The 18,485-nt window shown below is 64.0% G+C and carries 7 protein-coding genes; all 7 read right to left on the bottom strand.

Annotated features, from left to right (window positions below; translation table 11 throughout):
• Nucleotides 1-179: 179 nt before the first annotated feature.
• The 7 genes from AC4FS3_RS10075 to AC4FS3_RS10045 all read right to left on the bottom strand — a co-directional run bounded on the left by AC4FS3_RS10075 (nucleotide 180) and on the right by AC4FS3_RS10045 (nucleotide 18,446).
• Nucleotides 180-1,280: a BamA/TamA family outer membrane protein gene (locus AC4FS3_RS10075; protein WP_491020457.1), complete on the bottom strand. Its 1,101-nt coding sequence runs from the start codon at nucleotides 1,278-1,280 to the stop codon at nucleotides 180-182.
• Nucleotides 1,277-2,125, bottom strand: a complete 849-nt coding sequence (locus AC4FS3_RS10070; RefSeq protein ID WP_491020456.1) for an efflux RND transporter periplasmic adaptor subunit — start codon at nucleotides 2,123-2,125, stop codon at nucleotides 1,277-1,279. The genes AC4FS3_RS10075 and AC4FS3_RS10070 overlap by 4 nt, the downstream gene beginning before the upstream one ends.
• Entirely contained in the window at nucleotides 2,112-3,596 is a 1,485-nt protein-coding gene (locus AC4FS3_RS10065; RefSeq protein WP_491020455.1) for a TolC family protein, read from the bottom strand. The genes AC4FS3_RS10070 and AC4FS3_RS10065 overlap by 14 nt, the downstream gene beginning before the upstream one ends.
• Before the next feature lie 28 nt (nucleotides 3,597-3,624).
• Nucleotides 3,625-5,628 carry a site-2 protease family protein gene (locus AC4FS3_RS10060; protein ID WP_491020454.1) on the bottom strand — a complete coding sequence of 668 codons (2,004 nt, stop codon included), beginning with the start codon at nucleotides 5,626-5,628 and terminating at the stop codon, nucleotides 3,625-3,627.
• Nucleotides 5,601-7,097: an efflux RND transporter periplasmic adaptor subunit gene (locus AC4FS3_RS10055; RefSeq protein WP_491020453.1), complete on the bottom strand. Its 1,497-nt coding sequence runs from the start codon at nucleotides 7,095-7,097 to the stop codon at nucleotides 5,601-5,603. The genes AC4FS3_RS10060 and AC4FS3_RS10055 overlap by 28 nt, the downstream gene beginning before the upstream one ends.
• A gap of 122 nt (nucleotides 7,098-7,219) precedes the next feature.
• On the bottom strand, nucleotides 7,220-7,528 hold the full coding sequence (locus AC4FS3_RS10050) for a DUF3467 domain-containing protein (RefSeq protein WP_143040590.1): 309 nt from the start codon (nucleotides 7,526-7,528) through the stop codon (nucleotides 7,220-7,222).
• A 19-nt stretch (nucleotides 7,529-7,547) separates the two neighbouring features.
• Nucleotides 7,548-18,446 carry a hypothetical protein gene (locus tag AC4FS3_RS10045; protein ID WP_491020452.1) on the bottom strand — a complete coding sequence of 3,633 codons (10,899 nt, stop codon included), beginning with the start codon at nucleotides 18,444-18,446 and terminating at the stop codon, nucleotides 7,548-7,550.
• Between the last annotated feature and the right edge of the window lie 39 nt (nucleotides 18,447-18,485).

The following is an 18,485-nucleotide window of genomic DNA, read 5'->3' as shown; positions in this document are numbered from 1 at the left end:
ACAAAAGCTGCAATGATTTATTTTATAGAGTTTCAGGGAAAACCGGGCAATTGTCATAAAGTAACATAATGAAACACCGGGCAACAGCGCGTGTTTGAAAGTGATGCGGGCGGGTAACAGTCGGACCGCCTCGGCAGTGCCGCCCGGAACCGGTGGCTCCGGGCGGCCGGATGCGCCGGTCAGAAGCTGGAGATCAGGTTCAGTGAGACCCGGTTCAGGCTATCATGTTCCCGGTGCGACAGCGGCGCGGCGAAGCTGACATTCACAATGCCAAGCCCCGTCTTCCAGTAAAGCGACAGGCCGGCGGCGCTGCGCAGGTCATAGCTGTCATCCACCGGGCCACCGGCACCGACCGGTGCACCGTCGAGCTTCCAGACACTGCCGGCATCGACAAAGGCCCCCATCATAAAGCGCTCGGAGATATCACGACGCAGCTCGACACTGGCGAGGACATAGCGGCTGCCGCCAAGTGCGGTGTCGGTCACATCCGCAAGGTAATCGCGCGGGCCGACGCCGCCGATACCAAAGCCGCGTGGTGCCTTGCCGCCGAGGAAGGCGCGGTCATGGATCGAGAGGCTCTGGCCGTCCCGGGCCTCGATGGCACCCCCGCCCAGTCGCAGACTCAGCGCCCAGTCGGGGGCCGGCCTGCGGGCGATCACCGCATTCATCTCCAGCGAGTCGAAATGCCGGTCGCCCGCGAAAGCATTGGTCCAGGTCAGGTCGAGCATCTGGCCATGACCGGGCAACTGGCGGTGGTCGATCTCACCGAAGCTCAGCGTCAGCTCGATCCCGGCAGTGTCGGAATGGCCCTGTTCGGCAAGGATCAGCGGCGAGGTGTCGATCTCGATATCGTCGATGGCATCTTCCTGCCAGAACACGCCGCCCTGCACCCGGACCCGAGGCGCAACCCGCGCCGAGAGCGCCAGCCCAAGGCGTGAGCGCGCGGTGGCATAGCCATCATCATCCCAGTTGCTGCGGCTGTGCAGCCCCGACAGGATCAGCCGCGTGTCAGTGCCCAGGCTTGTATTGCCCATCTCATGCACATAGCGCAGCCGCAGCCGGCCATCCTGGCCCTTCTCGCCTTCGCGATATTCGAGGCCCAGATCGATGCCGCTCTGAAGGATATTCTCCCCCTCCAGCCCGATGCTGACAATCGCGCCCCTGGTCGAGGACCAGGCCGCCCCGGCGGACACTTCTGCCCCGCCGCCGGTCTGCTGCGCCGCCGCCGGCGCGGCCAGCGCAAGAAGGGCCGCGAGAGATGAAAGGATGTGGCGGCTCATAGCTTCGCTCCTTCACCGCCGTGCGGCGGAGTGATGATCTGACAATCCAGCCCCGGCAGCAGATCCGGGGCCGTCAGCGTGAAAAAGACCGAGATGGTGCCCGAGGAAACATCGGCCATCGGCGCGGCATAATCGAAATCGAGCGGGCGTTCGGTGCCGCCGATCCGGGCGCGGAAGCTGGTCATGGCAAGAAACGCCGGCACCTCGGACGATGGTACCCAGGCCTCGACCCGGAGCGGATCGGTGACCGTGATCACCGCAATTGGCTGCTGGCTGTCGGGCGCCTCCCCGGCATCGATCAGCATCTCACCCACGGTGCCGGCAACCGGGCTGCGGATCACGGCTTTCTCGACGCCAACCCGTACCCGCGCGGCTTCCAGCCCGGCGAAACGCAGCTCCGCCTCGGCGCGCAGCAGCTCGCCTTTCGCCAGATCAAGGTCGAGGCGCGCAGTTTCCACCTCCGCCTCCGAGACCGCCCGGCTGCGCAGCGCCTTTTCCAGCCGCGCAAGGCGTGAGGTCAGCGCCGCGATCCGCGCCGTTGCACTGTCGCGCGCCGCAGTATCGCTGGCCCGCGCCTCGGCCAGTGCGAGTTCCGCCTCGGCCAGCTGGGAATCGAAGCGTGCAAGCACCTCGCCCTCAGCCACTTTCTGGCCGGGCCGCACCGCCACGCTGGCGATCACGCCCGAGACCGGCGCCGCCACCCTGACCTCGCGCAAGGCGCGAACCGCGCAGGAGACCGGCATTGACGCAAGGCCGGGTGCCAGGTCCTGTGCCTGCGCCGGGGCAAGACCCGGCAGCAGCGCGCAGACGATGCCGAGCGGCAGCAGAGGTTTAGCGCAGAACATTCTTATTCATCGCTCCGGTCAGGTGCTGCAGCTTCACCCAGGCGCGCAGATATTCGATGCGCTGCACTTCCAGTTCCATCTTCATCTCGCTGGACTGACGCTCACGCGCCGCCAGGATCAGCTCATTCGACTCGCCGGTCGCCACGCGGTCACGTTCGGTCTTCGCATTGGCATTGGCGTTGGAGGCCGCCTGCGCCAGCCGCCCGATCGAGGCCGAAAGCTGTTTCATCCGCTCCAGCACCATCACCGTCTCGGTATCGACCTGGCGACGCGAGGCGTGGAAATCGACGATGGCGGCGCGCAGATCGACATTGGCATCCAGCGTGCGCAGCCCGTCGCCGCGCGCGTTGAAGATCGGCAGCGTGACACGGACGCCGGTGGTGGTTTCCTCGGTTTCCGAACCGCCGCCAAAGCGGCTGCCCTCGCGCGTCTCGGTCTCCATCGTCATGAACAGATCGACCACCGGGCCGAAATCGGCGGCAATCGCCTGTTTGCGCGCCAGATCCGCCTGCACCACACCAATCGCGATGCTCAGAAGCTCCGGGTTGTTCTTGCGCGCAGCTTCTTTAGCGGCTTCGGCGGTGACATTGCGCTCGCTGCCCATGATCGAGCCCGGCACATCGACTTTCTGCACATCCGAAATCGCAGTGCCGGTCAGCCAGGACAGGCGGCTCAGCGCCTCGGCATAGCGGGTGGTCTCTATGGCGAGATCGCTTTCGGCGCGGGCCTGTTCGGTCAGGATCGCCCGGCGCGAGGTGTCATTGGCCAGACCCGCATCGGTCAGCACGCTTTCCGCACTCGACTGCCGCCGCAGGCTTTCGGCGCGCGCCTTCAGCTCGGTGATCTTGGCCTTGCTCTGGCTGGCGACCAGATAGGCGTCGAAGGTCTCGAACAGCACCTTTTGCGCGGTGGCGATATAGCGGACCTCGGCGGCGGTGCGGGCGGTGGAGCCCAGTTTGATGCCATAGATCCGGCTCATATCGATCAGCGGCTGGCGCATTTCGACATACAGAGTGGTCACCGGGTAATTCGCGGTGCCAAGCTCAAACACCTGGTTATCCGAAGACACCACCGTCGTATCGACGGTCGTGGAGGTGTAGTTCAGGCTCAGCTGCGGGAGATAGCCGAAGATCGCCCGCATCCGCTGCGCATCGGCGCGGTTGATGTCCTGGGCGGCACGACCAAGGTCAGAGTTATGCTCCAGCGCCGCCTCAAGCAGCGTGTTCAGCGGCACGGCACCCGCGTTCATGGTGGCGTCGCCGCCAAGCGCCTCATTCAGACCGGCGATGGAATTGGCGCGGGCCATAGCCTTGTCAAAGGCGCCCTCGGCCTTTTCGCGCTTTTTTCCATCGACGCCATTGGTGACCAGCCCGTCCAGCCGCTCCGGCGTGGCCTTGTTCGACATGCCATCGCAGGCCGCAAGCCCGAAGCCTGCCACCAGTGCCAGCAGCGAAATCGCTCCCTTGTTCATGATCTTACCCTCTGATCCTTTCGGGGGTCTACTGCCCGCCATTGTTCTCAAGCCGTTGTCGCCGCTCGGCAATTTCGGCATTCCTGAATTGTGTGATCTTGTCCGCGACCCAAAGCGCGCCGTGGCGCCAGACCGGGATCGTCTCGAACGAAAGCCGCAGTTGCGCCGCGCCCGCCTCAAGGCCCGACGCCATGACAGGTGCGGTCAGGCGCAGGGTGAAGCTGCGGCCATCCTGCTGGCCGGGCTGCCCCTCCTGGCGCGGTTCTTCGGCCAGATGCAGCATGGCCGGGTCCAGCGGCAGATAGTGGCCATCCAGACGTAGCGTCGCGCGGCTCAGGCCCCGCTCAAAATGCTGGACCAGCCGCTCGGGCACCGCGCCGACCATCACGACCTCTGCCGTATCGGGCAAAAGCCGTCCGATCACGGTGCCGGCGGGCAGGAACTCGCCCGGCCGCAGCCTGCGTGTCACGGTGAAGCGGCCGGCCAGGGTCGCGGTCAGGGTCAGTGCGGCGCGGTCGGCCTCGACCAGGTGATACTGCGCCTCGGCGGCGATCACCTGATCCTCGCCCCGCCGCAGTCCAGCAGCCCCGCTGGCGGTGCCGATCTGGCGGGCAAGCCCGGCCTCGGCCACGCCAAGTGCGGCGAGTGAAACCCGCGCCTCACTCGCCGGGTTTGAAAGCGTCAGCAGCACCGCGCCTGCCGCGACATGGCCATCCTCGGCCACGGTTTCACGCACGAAACCCGGCTGTTTCACGGTGACCGCATAGCGCCCCAATGCATCCGGCGCGACCTCAATCACCGCCACCGGGGCCACCGGGATGAACAGCGCGCCGGTCAGCAAAAGCCCCGCGCCCGCCGCCAGCATCCGGCGGTGCCGCCCGCCCGCCTGCGGTGCGACATTGGCCGGGGGCGGCGTGTTCAGCCGGTTCAGCGTTGGCGCCGCCAGCATCAGCCAGCCGCCCCACGCGCCGACCAGCAGGCCAAGCCCCAGATAACGCGGCAACAAATTCCACACGAGTGTCAGCAGGATCACCCAGCGATAGATCATCGAGGCGAGGCCATACCCCGCCAGCGCCAGCTCATGGCGCATGGGGAAGCGTTGCGGCGTCGCCGCCAGCCCCAGGCCCGACCGCCAGAGCCGCCGCAGCGCCGTGGTGGCATCGGTGCCAAGGTTCCGGTGGTTCAGGAGATCCGCCAGAATGAAATAGCCATCCATCCGCATCAGCGGATTGGCGTTGAACAGAAGCGAGCTGAACACCGAGAAGACGAAGGCGCGGCCCAGCACCTGGTGCAGTTCATCGCTCCAGACCAGGTGCCAGGCGATGAACAGCAAGAGGCCCACGCAAAGATCCGTGAGGATCCCCGCGCCCGAGATCAGGATGCGCTGGCGGCGGCTGGCGGTCAGATCCGCCTCGGAACAATCGACATAGGGAATCGGGTAAAGCCCGATCACATTCACCCCGGCCTTGCGCAAGCGTACACCGCAGGCGGTGGCAGCAAGGATATGGCCGAATTCATGGATCAGCTTCAGAAAGGGCGCGATAAGGCCGAAGGTCAGCAGCGCCTCGATCGAAAACACCTCGCGGAACTCGACCATGATCTTCCAGTCGTTCCGGCTGCCCAGCATCAGAACGATCAGCGCCAGCACGGCCAGCATCAGGATGCCCGGCAGGCCAAAGGCCAGCCGCGACAGGTGGAGAAGGCGTGGTTGCAGCGGTGCGGCCTCGAATAAAGGCAGCTGCATCTGCATCGGGTTGAAGGGTTTGCGCTGGAACCGCGCGCCCTCGCGCATCTGTCTGAGCCAGGACAAGGCGGTGAAGCCGTGCTTTGCCTCCTCCTGCCCGAGCCCTTCGCGCGCCGCCGCATCGCCGAGCGCAGCATTGGCAAAACGGCGATAGCCTGCCGCTGCCGCCCGGCTCAGGCGCAGGATCTGACCGCTGACACGGTCCACCAGCAGATAGCTGAACCCCCGCCCCTCGGCCGAGAGATGCAACTCCACCTGCTTCACAAGCGCAGGCCGAGGTAGGTCCATAGCGTGGTCCTTGCATATTCGGTCAGGTAATGGGTCAGGCCCAGGATGCGGGGTGTGGTCTCTCCTTCAAGGCGGGCATAGCCGGTCAGGCCGGCAAGCAGGCGGTCATCGCCCGGGTCAATGCGGGCGATCAGTTCCAGATGATCGGTGCCGGTCTGGCTGTTCCTGACCAGCGCCGGGGGCGAGATCACCGTCACGCGGTATTCCGCATCGCTGAGGCCGCGAAACATCGCGCTGCCCTTCATGCCGGTTGTCAGTCGGCGCGCATCGCCGGTTGAGGGCGTCAGCACCATCACGAAATCAGACCCGGTCTGGATCTGCGCCACCTCACGCCCCGTGGTGAAGCTGCCGCCGGTCGCATGGGGCGGCAAAGCCGAGATCACCCGCCCCGCCGCCGGCGCCAGGATCACCAGCTGATCAATCCGCCGCTGCACCTCGGCCAGCCGCGCCTCGGCGATCTGGCGGCGGCTTTCATGCAACCGCACCGCGCCGTAATCATTCTTCGCCATCGCGGCCTGGGCGTTCAGCTCCTCGACCGAGATGTTCAGCCGCTCCTGCGCCGCCTGTTCCGAGAGGATGGTGGAGCGGAAGCGGGCCATCGGCTGGCCTTCGCCCACCTGATCGCCCACGCGGACAAGCATCTCCTCCAGCACGGCATCGCTCGACAGCGCGGCGATCACCGAATGCTCGGGCGTGGCGACCCCGGTCAGGGTGATCCTCTCCGGCACCGGCCAGGCGAGGAACAGCGCCAGCATTGCCGCCGCCGCCCAGCCGAGCGGCTTCATCCAGCGCCAGCGCGCCGCCTTTTCCTGCAGCCGCAGCGGGTGGATCAGCTGCATCAGCGCCGGTATCGCGGGCGCCATGCCCTGATCGGCGCTTTCCGTATCAAACAGCACCGCGCCATATCCACCAGACTGCGCCGGGGGCAGCAGGGTCAGGCTTTTACGGCCCAGCCGTTCCAGGATCAGCCCGGCCTCAAGCGCCCCCTGCGCGTCCGTCCCCAGATCGAAGTGCAGGGGGTTGTTGACCGCGACGCCGATGGCCCGGGGCAAAAGGTTTCGGATCAGATCCGAGGCCGCCGCAATGCCGCTGTCCGAGGCCCAGATCTTCGCGACCCGCTCGCCTTTCAGGGTGAAGATCGCAAGGCCAGAGCCTTCACCCGCCTCGACCAGCCGCTCACCAAGGAACTGCACCACACTCTCGGCGCGCCTCACCGGCGCCTTCAGCGCCAGCGCGAGCGCCGCCAGTTCCGGCCCCTTTTGAGCGACGGGGCGCGCCTGCGACGCGCCATACCCCGCCAGCCCGCCCGAAATCGCCTGGGCGCGCGCCAGCATCGGCCCGATCCCGGCCAGCGCCGGCACGCTCTCCAGCACCCAGATGCACCAATGCGCGCCCGGCAGCGGCACAGAGATCACCATGCCGCGCCCGTGTTTGCGCGCCGCAGGGCGCTCCTGAAGCAGATCATCCATAAGCGCGCGCTCCTCCGGCGAGGGGGGCTCGCCGAAGATGCGCAGGACATGGCGTCCCGCACCGGTCACGAAGACAGATGTGGCCTGATCAAGCAAAACTGCGGTCTTTCAGGAAGTTATGGTCAGATGTCGATCTTGCCGAACTGATCTTCATAGGCCTTGATCGAGCCGGTCAGGATCGCGGCGAAGCGCTTGGCCGCATAGGGGTTCAGCACGACGCGGGTCGACAGGTTCACGTCGATTTCCTTGTTGTCGCCGGCATTGCCGCGCCAGTTCTGATGCGTGCCGAGCAGCAGATAGAACTCTTCGCGATTGGCGGTGGCGGTGCCGATATTGGCGTAGACGCTTTCCATTTTGTCGTCATGCCAATGGATGGTCATGCCGTTCATCGAGGTGGTGTGTTTGCCTTTGGTGGCCGGGGTATCGGTCATTTTTCTTTCCTTTTTTGTCTTATTCAGCGGCCAGCGGTCGATCACCCGTCACGGCCTCGGCATTGGTGGCGCGCATTTGCAGCACCTGGGCAAGACGCCCGATCAGGATCTCCAGCATCACCGGATCAGTATCGCCCGACAGCAGCCCCGCCTCGATCAGCGTGGCCAGCATGCTTTCGGCCAAGAGGTCGGACCCCGCCCCCATTGCGATCAGCTGCGCCAGGGCGCGCAGCACGTCGGGATCGTCCAGCATGTCGATGCTGCGCCGCCAGAGATCGGGGTCCAGCGCATGGCGCGACAGACCCGGGAAGGGCACGACCTTACCCAGCGGGCTTTCCAGCACCGCCTCCAGCGGGTTGCCGATCGCCGCATTCTGCTGTGCGTTCGACACCACATCCACCGCACCCCGCCCCGCGAAGTTCGAGGTGTAGAGGTAGCGCTGATCCTTCTCGGCCCGGTCGACAAAGCCCGAGGGCAGCCAGGCGCGGAACAGGCCCGCATAGCCATCCGAGAAGATCGCATCCTCGGCGGTGTTGCCGTAGAACATATCCGGGCCAAGGCCACCGATCATCACATCATGACCGCCCTCGCCGTAGATATGGTCGTAACCGCCGGTCTCGAAGGCGAAATTGGTGTCGATGGTCAGCCATTCCATCAGCCCGCCCGCAGCCGCGTCTTCCCAGCGGCGGGTGATGATCGCGGTGTCGCCGATCAGCAGATCCTGGCCATCGCCGCCGTAAAGCGTATCGGCCCCGAAACCCGCGACGACAATGTCATTGCCGGTGCCGCCATAGATCAGATCATCGCCGCCCACGTCGATCCGGGTTGATTCCAGCCGGATCATCCGGTCCGCCGCCGACTGGCCCGGCAGGCGCAGATCGGGATGCGAGAACAGGAAGGTGGCGATATCGCCAAGGATCAGATCATCGCCGCCGCCAGCCTCAATCGTGTCATTCCCGGCCTGACCCAGCAGGATGTCATCGCCCTTGTCGGAGGCATCGGTATGGATGAAATCATTGCCGCCCCGGGTGACATCGGTCATCTCAAGGGTGACGATATCGGTCGCATTGGTGAAGGTGACCTCACCGCTGTCGCCGAAGATCACATCCTCGCCTGTGCCGCCATACAGGCTGTCATCGCCCTGGCCGCCGATCAGGATGTCATTACCCGCGCCGCCATAGATCAGGTCGCGGCCTTCCTCTTCACCGACCAGCGAGGTGATGCGGCCAGCTTTGCCGTTCAGCGGCGCCGCATAGCGCCCGTTGTCACCAAGGATGACATCATTGCCTGCCCCGCCGTAAAGCGTGTCGTTGCCGAAGCCGCCCATGATCACATCCGCGCCCGAGCCAGTGGTGATGACGTCATTGCCACCACGATTGGCATAGGTGGTCTCCATCACGTCGCCCCCGAAATCGGAAAGCCCGATCCAGGACAGGGTGCCGGCATCGCCGATCACCCGGTTGCCGCCATTGCCCAGAGTGGCGCGGTCATCGCCGCCGCCCAGCACCGCCCTGTTGCGGCCATTGCCGCCGAACAGCGTGTCGGCACCATCGGTTGCGGTCCAGATCCCCTCGGCCGAGGTCGCGTCGATGCGGCCCAGATCGCCGATGATCACATTATGGCCTTCGCCCACGGTGATACGGTCATCGCCCAGACCCGCGATCACCCGGCTGTTGCCATTGCCGGTGACGATCACATCATTGCCGGTCGAGGTGCCGGTATCGACCAGCGTGGCCGTAACCGTGCCATCCTTGTCGCGCAGCAGATACATCACCCCGTCATCGGCCAGGATCGCATCATTGCCATCGCCCGAATAGATCGTGTCATTGCCGATCCCGGCGAGGATATAGTCATTGCCCGCGCCGGTGGTGATCAGATCGGCCCCGCCCATCGCATCGGTGCGGGTCTCGACCGAGGAGACCGCCTCATTCAGACGGGTGCCGCGCACCACGCCGAAATCGCCGAGGATGATATTGTCGCCCAGCGTGTCGGTGATGATGTCACCGCGCCCGCCGCCGATCAGGATGTCATTGCCCTCATTGCCGTTCAGATGGTCCACCCCGGCATTGGCCGAGCTGTCGAACTGCGTCTCGATATCCTCGGCCACGAGGTTCGCCGACAGCCGGATCTTCGCGAAATCGCCGATCAGCACATCGGCGCCGCGCCCGCCCGAAAGCGTGTCGTCGCCGCCCCCGCCCAGCAGGATGTCATCGCCATCGCCGCCATAGATTGCGTCATTTCCATCGGCCAGATCCTGGGTCGAGAGGTAGACGCTTTGGCCAAAGCCGGTGTTCTTGTTGTAGCTTTCGACCGAGATCGACGCGCCGGTTTTGGCCGAGGTGATCTCGAACCGCCCGCCGGTGATCAGATCGGTGCCGCGCCCGCCATAGAGCACGTCATTGCCGCCGCCGCCTTCGATCACGTCATTGCCAAGCTGGCCATAGATCGTGTCGCTGCCGGCGCCGCCGAGGATGATATCGGCGCCGTCGCGGCTGGCGAGCTGGTTGATCTTGGCCGCCTGCGGATTGCCGGTGGTGTCCAGCAGCCCGCTCTCGCCCGCCGCCTTGCCCCAGCCCCAGATCTCGGAGGCCGCCGCATCGGTGCGGATGATATCGGCGCCCGCCCCGCCCTCGACATAAGCCTGGGCACCGGCGACGGTGACATCGTCATCGCCCGCCCCGGAATAGACCTTGACCACACCGCTGCTGCCCGCGCCTGCCTTGATCTTGTCGGCCCCTGCGCCGGTCATGATCAGCGCATTGCCGGCCCCGGTGGTGACGGTATCGGCAGCGGTGCTGGCCCTGGTCTGGGTGTAACGGGTGTAATCATCAAGGAAGGCCGCAAGCGTCACCTTCTTCGCCACCCCGTCCACATCGGTGATCGCGTAATTCGCCTCGGCCCGGACCGAGGTGTCGACCTGACCATCCGCCGTGATGCCAAGGATCGCGGTCATCTCGGCCACCGACAGATCGGTGCTGGCAAACCGCGCGAGGAAAATGTCGCGCAGTCCGTAATCGCCATCACCGAAGAAGACGACATTGCCGCCGGGAATGTCGATCACATCATTGCCCGAGCCGCCGAAGATCACATAGGTGCCCGTCGCGCCCGGATTGGCGGTGACCTTGTTCTGACCATCGCCGAGGAAGACCACGATCAGCCCCTCATCGGGCAGCATCACCGTGTCATTGCCGCCATCGGCATAGATCACGATAGGAATATCGGTCTCCAGCTGCGACAGGTTGATGGTGTTGTTGCCCTCACCCGCCGGAATGATGATGCCGCCGACATTCTGGTTCATTGAACCGCCGAGGCTGCCCTGCTCGTTCGAGAGGCCGATCTGGATCGGCGAATGCGGCCCGGTCAGGGTGATGACGTCATTGCCATCCTTGTCCATCGTCGACATCGAATTGCCGATGTTCGAGCCGACGGCCAGCACAGCTGTGCCGCCATCCGCCACGGCGGGCGTCAGGCGCGGCGGCAGCTGGAAGCCACCGAAGGGAATGGTCACATCGAAATCGACCACATCAATGTCGAAGGTCAGATTGATGAAGCCCAGTTTGATCCCCGCCCAGACCGAGAGGTAGAAATTGACGTTGAAGCCACCCTCAAACAGATAGCCAAGGAACTTCGACGGGTTCTCGATCCCGGCATCGATGATCGCCAGCAGCTCAGGGAAGCGCAGCTTGCCATCGTCATTCGGGTCGTTGAAGCCCAGCCAGACGCTGGCGCCGCCGCCAACCTTGATCCCCGCAATGCCAAGGTTCAGCGAAGCCGCGACCTGGAAGCCCACATCAATGAAGGGTCTGGTGTCGAGGAAGACGCCGTCCAGCAGCCGGACCGGATCGAGCGTATTGACGAAATTGACGATGCCCGAGAGGTCATAGCCCGCCGAAAGACCGGCATAGGCATGCGCGCCGATCTCGAATTTCAGCGCGCCCGAGATGATCGATTTCACCCAGCCCGGCGCGCCGATCTCACCCAGGATCAGCTGCACGAAATCGGTCTTCGGCAGGTTCAGGTTGAAGAGCGTGAAGTGGACTTTCACCAGATCAACCTGGTCGTATTTGCCCAGGAGGATGTTGATCGCGGAATAGGGGTCGCTCAGCAGCGGCAGTTCCAGCGCGAAACCGCTGGAAAGGCTGCCGAAAACGCCAAGCGCATTGCCACTGGTGCTGCCCGCCAGAACCGCGGTCGAGGAAGACGAGGCATCCATCACCATCGACGAGCTGTCGATCTTGCCCGTTGCGTCGTCACCCACGAAGCTGCCGGTGAAATCGAAGGTGCCGAAGACGAATTCGCCACCGGAGGCATGCAGCGCTTCCACAAAATTCGCGATGTCCGAGATAGTCTTCAGAACCGAGTTCACCACGCCGAAGATCGGGAAATACTGCGACAGCGCGTCGACGACGAAGCTGAACGGCACCTCCTGCATCCAGCTGAAAGCAGCGGCCAGCGGCTCGATAAAGGCCATCAGCGGGTCAAGGATCGGGCGGATCACCGCGTCGTAAAGCACGCTGGCGTCGATGCGGACATTCTCGAAGGCCACCGTCTCGAAGGTGAAGCCAGCGCCGCTGGTGGAATCATAGCCGCCCAGCACGATCAGCTCGGTCTTGACCGAGGGGATCACCTGATAGCCGCCGATCAGCAGCGGCTGGTTGCCGGATTTGGTGGGGTCGATGATGTTCGCGGTCAGGCCCAGCTGGATATCGACCGAGGCGTTAAAGACGAAATTCACCAGATTGGTGGTGGAAAGCCGGGTCAGATAGACCAGCTTTTCATAGCTGAGTTCCGCCCCGGTGCCGGTCAGCGGGGTGATGCCGCTCAGATCAATCGCAATCTCGCCCGCGCCTTCGGTGGCGTCACGGTCGATGATCGTCAGGCCCTGATCGCCGTAAAGATCGACGCCGAGCGTGCCGGTGACAATCGCGGTGCCCTCGCCCGTGCCCTCACCGATATAGCTGCCATCCACTTTGGTGATCGCATCGACATCAAGGCCGAGAATGCCCATCAACTTGGCCGAACCCTGGAAGGTGCCGGCATCCGCCGTCACGCCGATGCGGATCTCCTGTTGATCGGTGTCGTTCAGCAGGAAGAAGCCGGTCTTGTTCAGGCCAAAGCCAAGGTTCACGCTGTAATCCAGCGTGATGCGGATGCCCGAGCCTTCCTTCACCGCCAGATCAAAGCCCGGCAGGCCAAGATCGAAGGCGATGTCGAGGAACTCGTCGAAGATCACCGCCGCGAAATTGATCGCGCCGTAAAGGTAGCTGTCGGTCATGCCGCCTTCGGTATCAAGGGCGGCCTGGATGAACTGAATCTTCTCGCCATTCGGGTTGAAGACCGCGTTCAGCTGATCGTTGAACCAGCCGGTCAGCAGGTCGATGGTGGTCGGCAGGCTGCCATCTTCCATCGGCGTATGGGCGATCTCGCGTGCCTCGGCCAGAATGCCATAGCGGAAATCGCTGAAGAAGGTGACGGCCGAGCCAATGGCATTGCCGACCACCGGCAGATCAATTCCCTTCAGATAGTCATCGAACAGTTGCTGCATGCGGTCGAGGATCATGTCCAGACCATCCAGCACCGCCGCCGGATCGTTCAGGAAGGCCAGGATGTTGAAATCCGACAGGAAGCTGGTGATGTCATCGATGGAGGGCAGGCGCAGATCGAATTCGCCCTCCAGATCATCGCCATTCCACAGATTGATCAGATCGCCGGAGAAGGCGTCCAGCACCTGGCCCGACAGCGAGACCGGGCCATTGGTCGTGACCAGATCGGCGCGGTAGGTCAGCCCATGTTCGTTGCTGTTGAGGAAACCAAGGCTGTCCTCGAATGCCAGATCGACCACGATCCCGATGGCCACGTCGATGTTGAACAGATCCAGCAGCGAGCGCCCGCCATCCATCACCAGCGCGGCCAGGTCGCCGAGGTTGTATTGCCCAACGTGTTCGTCGCCATCGATATCGTTGAAGCCAAGCGACAGATGCGCCGGGTCGGTGCTGCCCGCGCCCGCCGTCAGCAGCGCGGTCCCGTTGACGACGCCGATGGAGATCGGGCCGAAGCCGAGTTTCAGGTTCAGCCCATCCTCGGCACCAGCGGTGAATTCCAGCTTCAGCCCCGAGGCCTCGGTATCGAGATAGACGCGGGGCGCGCCGATTTCCTGCGATTGCAGCAGGGTTTTCGAGGTGACACCGCCCGAGATCACCTTGCCGATGCTGTCGAAGCCCAGCAGGCGGGCGGCGTTGGAGCCGCCCAACTCGAAAATCTCGAAGGTGATGGCATGGCCGCCATCGGTGCCAGACACGCCGAAGGTGATCGGACCGGCGCCGATGCTCTCGGCGAAATTGGTGCCGGTCAGGCGGATTTCGCCATCGACCAGTTCGGCCCGGACCAGCTGGCTGACCGCGATGGCCCAGCCGGAAACCGCGCGGCCGGAAACCTCGCTGCGCGCCACATCGGCGGCGGCAAGGGCAGCGTTCAGGGCCGCGGCGAATTCCTCCGCCGTGCGGCCTTCTTCGGCGGCGATGGTGATATCCACGCCCGCGCCAAGTTTGCCGGCATCGGCGCCAAAGGCGATGTGGAAGCTGTAGCCGGCGGCGTAATCCTCAAACCCTTCGGCCAACGCCAGAACGGTCGCGCCGTCGACCACTTCCGCGACAGCCGTCTCGGCCCCGAACAGCGCCTCGACATCATCGGCGAGGATGATGCCGGAATTGGCATCGGCCAGCGTGATCTGCCCGGTTTCAGCGTCAAAGGTGAAGCTGACATTGGCGCCTATCGCGCCCTGCAGCTGCGTGTTGATCTTCGCGACCAGCTCTTCCAGCGTGGCGGCACCGGCAATGTCGATATTGACGGTTTTTGCCGCGCCCGTGGTCACATCCTTCCAGCGGATGCGCAGATCATTCGCCCCTTCGGCGGATTCAACCAGCGCGCCGACCGTCGCCAGATCGGTCAGCAGCGTCTCGCCGCTTGCAGTGGGCGCGTCATTCAGCAACACCTGCGACAGGTCGATCCCGAAGGCGAAATTCATCGTCAGATCGGGGTCGAAGACCAGACGGCCATCGCCCTTCACATCGGCCAGATTGGTCAGGATCTTCGCGGCATCAGCGCCGACGATCGAGGCCAGCTGATCGCCGATCAGCGATTGCAGATCGAAGTTGAACGGCAGCGACTGCGCATAATCCTGCAGGAACGAGAAGCTGAGCCCGAAGCGCAGCGTTTTCGCATCCGCATCCCAGACGAGGCTGACGGTGTCCTGGCCGAAGACGCCTTCCAGCATGGTCTCCAGTTTTGCCAGACCCGATTGCGGGTTGTCGCGCAACTCCTGCATCTCGGCGGCGAGATCTTTGGCGAAATCCACCGCATCCAGCACCGAGAAATTCAGCAGCGGGATATTCTGGTTCAGGAAGGGCAGCTTTTCCTTCAGTGTCTCGCCGGCAAGGCTGACGAGGTTCAGGATGGTGCTGAAACTGTCGAGAATGTCGCCATCGCCCAGCGTCGCCAGCGAATTGATCGCCTCGGTCCCGTCGCCGAGCAGGCGGTAGTTCAGGCTGTTAAGCGGGCTGGCGAGATCGTCGATGGTCAGCGCGATGCCATCGATCAGGCCCTCATTCAGCCCCTCGATGCCGATCACATTCAGCTTCACATCGCCAAGCTGCAGGTAGAATTGCGACAGGATCTCGCCTTCCGACAGCGTATAGCCATCGGCATCCACATGGCGCAGATCGGCGCGGTCAGTGGTGGCCGCACCATCCGCGTCCAGCGCGGCGCCCTTGCCATCGGTGACGATACCGCCCTGCAGATCGGCGCGGCCAATCAGCGTGTTCAGCCCGCGCGTGACGTTCAGATTGCCGTCGGCATCCTCATAAAGGAAGGCGTCGAGGATGTTCTGCAGCGTCACCCGGCTGGAGAAGCCGTCACCCCCCTGCCCCACGATGCTGAAATCGAACTGGGTGTCGATTTCCAGGAAGTTCAGCGCCGAGTTTTGCGACCCGAAGGTCAGCGACATCAGCCCGAGATCGGCGCTGCCGGTGATATTGCTGGCGCTTCCGGTGATCTGCGCCTCAAGCGCCAGGTCGGCAAAGAAGATATTGTCGAGAAGCGCCGAACCGATGGAGGCCTCGCCCCCGTCGGCCTTGTCCAGCGCATGGCGCGCCTCGATGGCATTCGCACCCTCTCCCGCTGCCGCCACCATGGCCGAGGCAAAGCCGATCAGGTCAATCCCGACCGATGCGTCAAAGCTCGCCGACAGCGCCGCCTGCACGCGTGCGGCAAGCGACAGGTTCGACAGTCCGTCGAGGCCGAGATTTGCCAGCGAGAAATTGCCCTCGATCTCGGCATGCACCGTCACCTCGGGGAAGGTGAACATCAGAGCGCCGTCGGCGGTCAGCCGCAGCTCGGCACCGGCCAGTGTCTCGGTCTGCGCCAGTTGCAGATTGACCCATTCCATCAGCGAGGCGAGGTCAAAGGCCCGCGTCATCTGTTCGGGATCAGCGCCGAAGGTGATCGAGGTGCCCGAAGGCCCCACAGCGGCGAAGCTGAAGCCGCCATCCTCCAGCGTGACCTCCAGCGGCAGCGCGTTCAGCGCCAGCGCGGCCTCAAACGCCGCCAGCATACCGGTCAGGTTCGGCGTACCATCCGCATCATACCAGCCATCCGCCGGTTTCAGCACCTGGACCGGGATCGTCTTGCCATCGACCACGGCGGTGAAGATCAGCTTCTCCACACCGATCATGGTTTCGGCAAAATCTGCGCCAGGGGTGAAGGTCAGCCCCTGGGCATCCACCAGGCGCAGACCGAGGATTTCCTCCTCGCCATCGGCATAGACCCCGGCTGCACCGGCCAGCTGATCTTCGGCAAAACCGAGATCGGTGAAATCGAACTCCGTCGCCTGACCATTGGTGCGCCGCGCGCCCAGCAGCGCCAGCGCATTGGCGGCGGGCTGACCATTCGCGGTGGCAATGCGCAGGTCCTGGCCGCTGGCGGTGACGGCAAAGCCATAGGCGGCCAGCGCGGTGTTCATCTGCGAGGCCAGAGCTGCGGTCTTCGCCGCAGCCGTTGCCGTGGGATCGGCGAGGACAGCATTGCCGGTCAGGCTGACATTCACCGTTTCACGCCCGGTCTCGGTCACCACAACAAAGGTGATCTGATCAAGGCCGCTGAGGACCGAGGGGTCGAAACCAGCGGTCAGCTCGGTCACCGCCGTCGCAATCACCGCGACCGAGCTGGCCTTCGGATCAAAGCCCAGCCCCGCCGGATCAATATGGAACAGATCGCTGATCGAGGTGAAGGCATCGGCGATCTCAGCCAGCACCGAGGACAACTCGATACTGGTAAAGGGGATTTCGACATTCAGGAGCGAGTTCTGCAAAAGGCCGGCAATTACATCGCCGATATCGGAGAGGAAGGAGGAAATCTGCGCCATCCCCATCGCGGCCAGTCCCTCGATCGCGCCTTCCAGCGTCTCGCGCAGGCCCTCATCTGCCACAGATCCCGACAGATCGACATCAAAGCCGATCCGGGCATCCGACAGGAAGCGCGACAGCCGGTCGGCAATCCCCGCATCTCCCATGCCCGCTCCAAGAAGCGCCGAGGACAAGGTCATGTTGATTGCGAAAGGCATCCCCGCGCCATCCGGCCCGTCAACCAGCCCGAAGAGATCAAGCCCGCCCTTCAGCTGCAGGGCGGCGAGGGTGTACATCTCCCCCTCGGTTACTTCGGTGTAATCCGCAGCCCCGATCTCGCGGATTTCGGTGGTGATGCCGAGCCCGGTATCGGTATCAAGCCGCTCAACCGTGATCCCCGCCGCGCCGATGGTCAGGCCCCAGCCGAGATCGGCATCCACATCATAGCTGACCGAGACGCGGAACTCAGCCAGTGCAATCGCGTCGATCCCCAGCGACAGGAGGCCAAGGCTGACCGTCTCATTCCAGCCCGAAACATCCAGCAGCCCGCCGAACTGTGCCAGCGGGTCAAAGTCGAGATTGTCGACATGCAGGCGGATCTGGGTGCCGCCCTCGACCGCCGCAATCTCGCCGCCCAGCTGGAAGCGGAACTGCGTCGCATCGCTTTCAATCGCCAGATCGAAGGGCAGCGCGGCAGAACCGAACGCCCATTCGGCAAGTGCGTCAAAGTTGAAATCGAACTGCGGCAGGTTGATCGCCACATCGACGCGGGTCGGGTCCAGCACGTTTTGCGTAAAGCTGACAAGGGTCTGGCCGCCGATGGTGATATCGTACAGCTCAATGCTGAAAAGCCCGTTCAGCGCGGCGGCGTAATAGTCATCGGTGACCGAGGTGATGGTGGCATGCAGCCCCTCGGCGGTGAAACCGGCGCCAGGATTGCGCGACAGCAGGCTCTCGACCAGCGTGACGATATTGGCGCCGACCGTATTGCCGGTGAAGGCTGCAAGATCAAAGGTCGCGCGGATGTCGTCCCCTGTGACAACCGATGCGCCCAGCTCAGCATTCAGCAGTCCGACCAGATCGGCAGCCGTATCGCCACCTGCCGTATCCGCGCCAAGCAGCCGCAGCGCAAGGGCAGAGCTGTCGCGCAACTCGGCCATCGTCGCACGCAGCCGGTCGGCAATGTCCTGGATCTGATCGGCACCGCCGACGCCGGCCTGGCTGCCGGCACCGCCCAGCACATCCAGCACGCCAAGCGCGGCACTGGCGAGGGTGTCGAATTGCGACAGAATATCATCAATGCCGGACAGCTGGTTTTCCAGCAGGTGGTGCACGCCCGACAGCAGTTCCGCCAGGTCATCGGCGCCCGAAATATCCCAGCCCAGCGTCGCATCCATCAGAACACGCGGCTCCAGCGGCACGAAATCCGGTGTCACCAGCCCGGACGTTGCCAGCTCTGGCCCAACTGGCCCGGCTGTTGCGGAAAGCTCATGAAACGAGGAAATCAGCTCACGGGTCATCAGCGTCTCCGAACCGGAAATTTGGGGGAATTTGGCACT

The organism is Pseudogemmobacter sp. TB195 (assembly GCF_058313095.1).
The sequence above is the reverse complement of the archived record's forward strand: the minus strand, read 5'-3'. Positions and strand labels throughout refer to the sequence as shown.

Coding starts and splice junctions, on each gene's coding strand:
- AC4FS3_RS10060 (WP_491020454.1), bottom strand. CDS start 5,628: ATGGACCTACCTCGGCCTGCGCTTGTGAAGCAGGTGGAGTTGCATCTC.
- AC4FS3_RS10065 (WP_491020455.1), bottom strand. CDS start 3,596: ATGAACAAGGGAGCGATTTCGCTGCTGGCACTGGTGGCAGGCTTCGGG.
- AC4FS3_RS10045 (WP_491020452.1), bottom strand. CDS start 18,446: ATGACCCGTGAGCTGATTTCCTCGTTTCATGAGCTTTCCGCAACAGCC.
- AC4FS3_RS10050 (WP_143040590.1), bottom strand. CDS start 7,528: ATGACCGATACCCCGGCCACCAAAGGCAAACACACCACCTCGATGAAC.
- AC4FS3_RS10075 (WP_491020457.1), bottom strand. CDS start 1,280: ATGAGCCGCCACATCCTTTCATCTCTCGCGGCCCTTCTTGCGCTGGCC.
- AC4FS3_RS10055 (WP_491020453.1), bottom strand. CDS start 7,097: ATGGATGATCTGCTTCAGGAGCGCCCTGCGGCGCGCAAACACGGGCGC.
- AC4FS3_RS10070 (WP_491020456.1), bottom strand. CDS start 2,125: ATGTTCTGCGCTAAACCTCTGCTGCCGCTCGGCATCGTCTGCGCGCTG.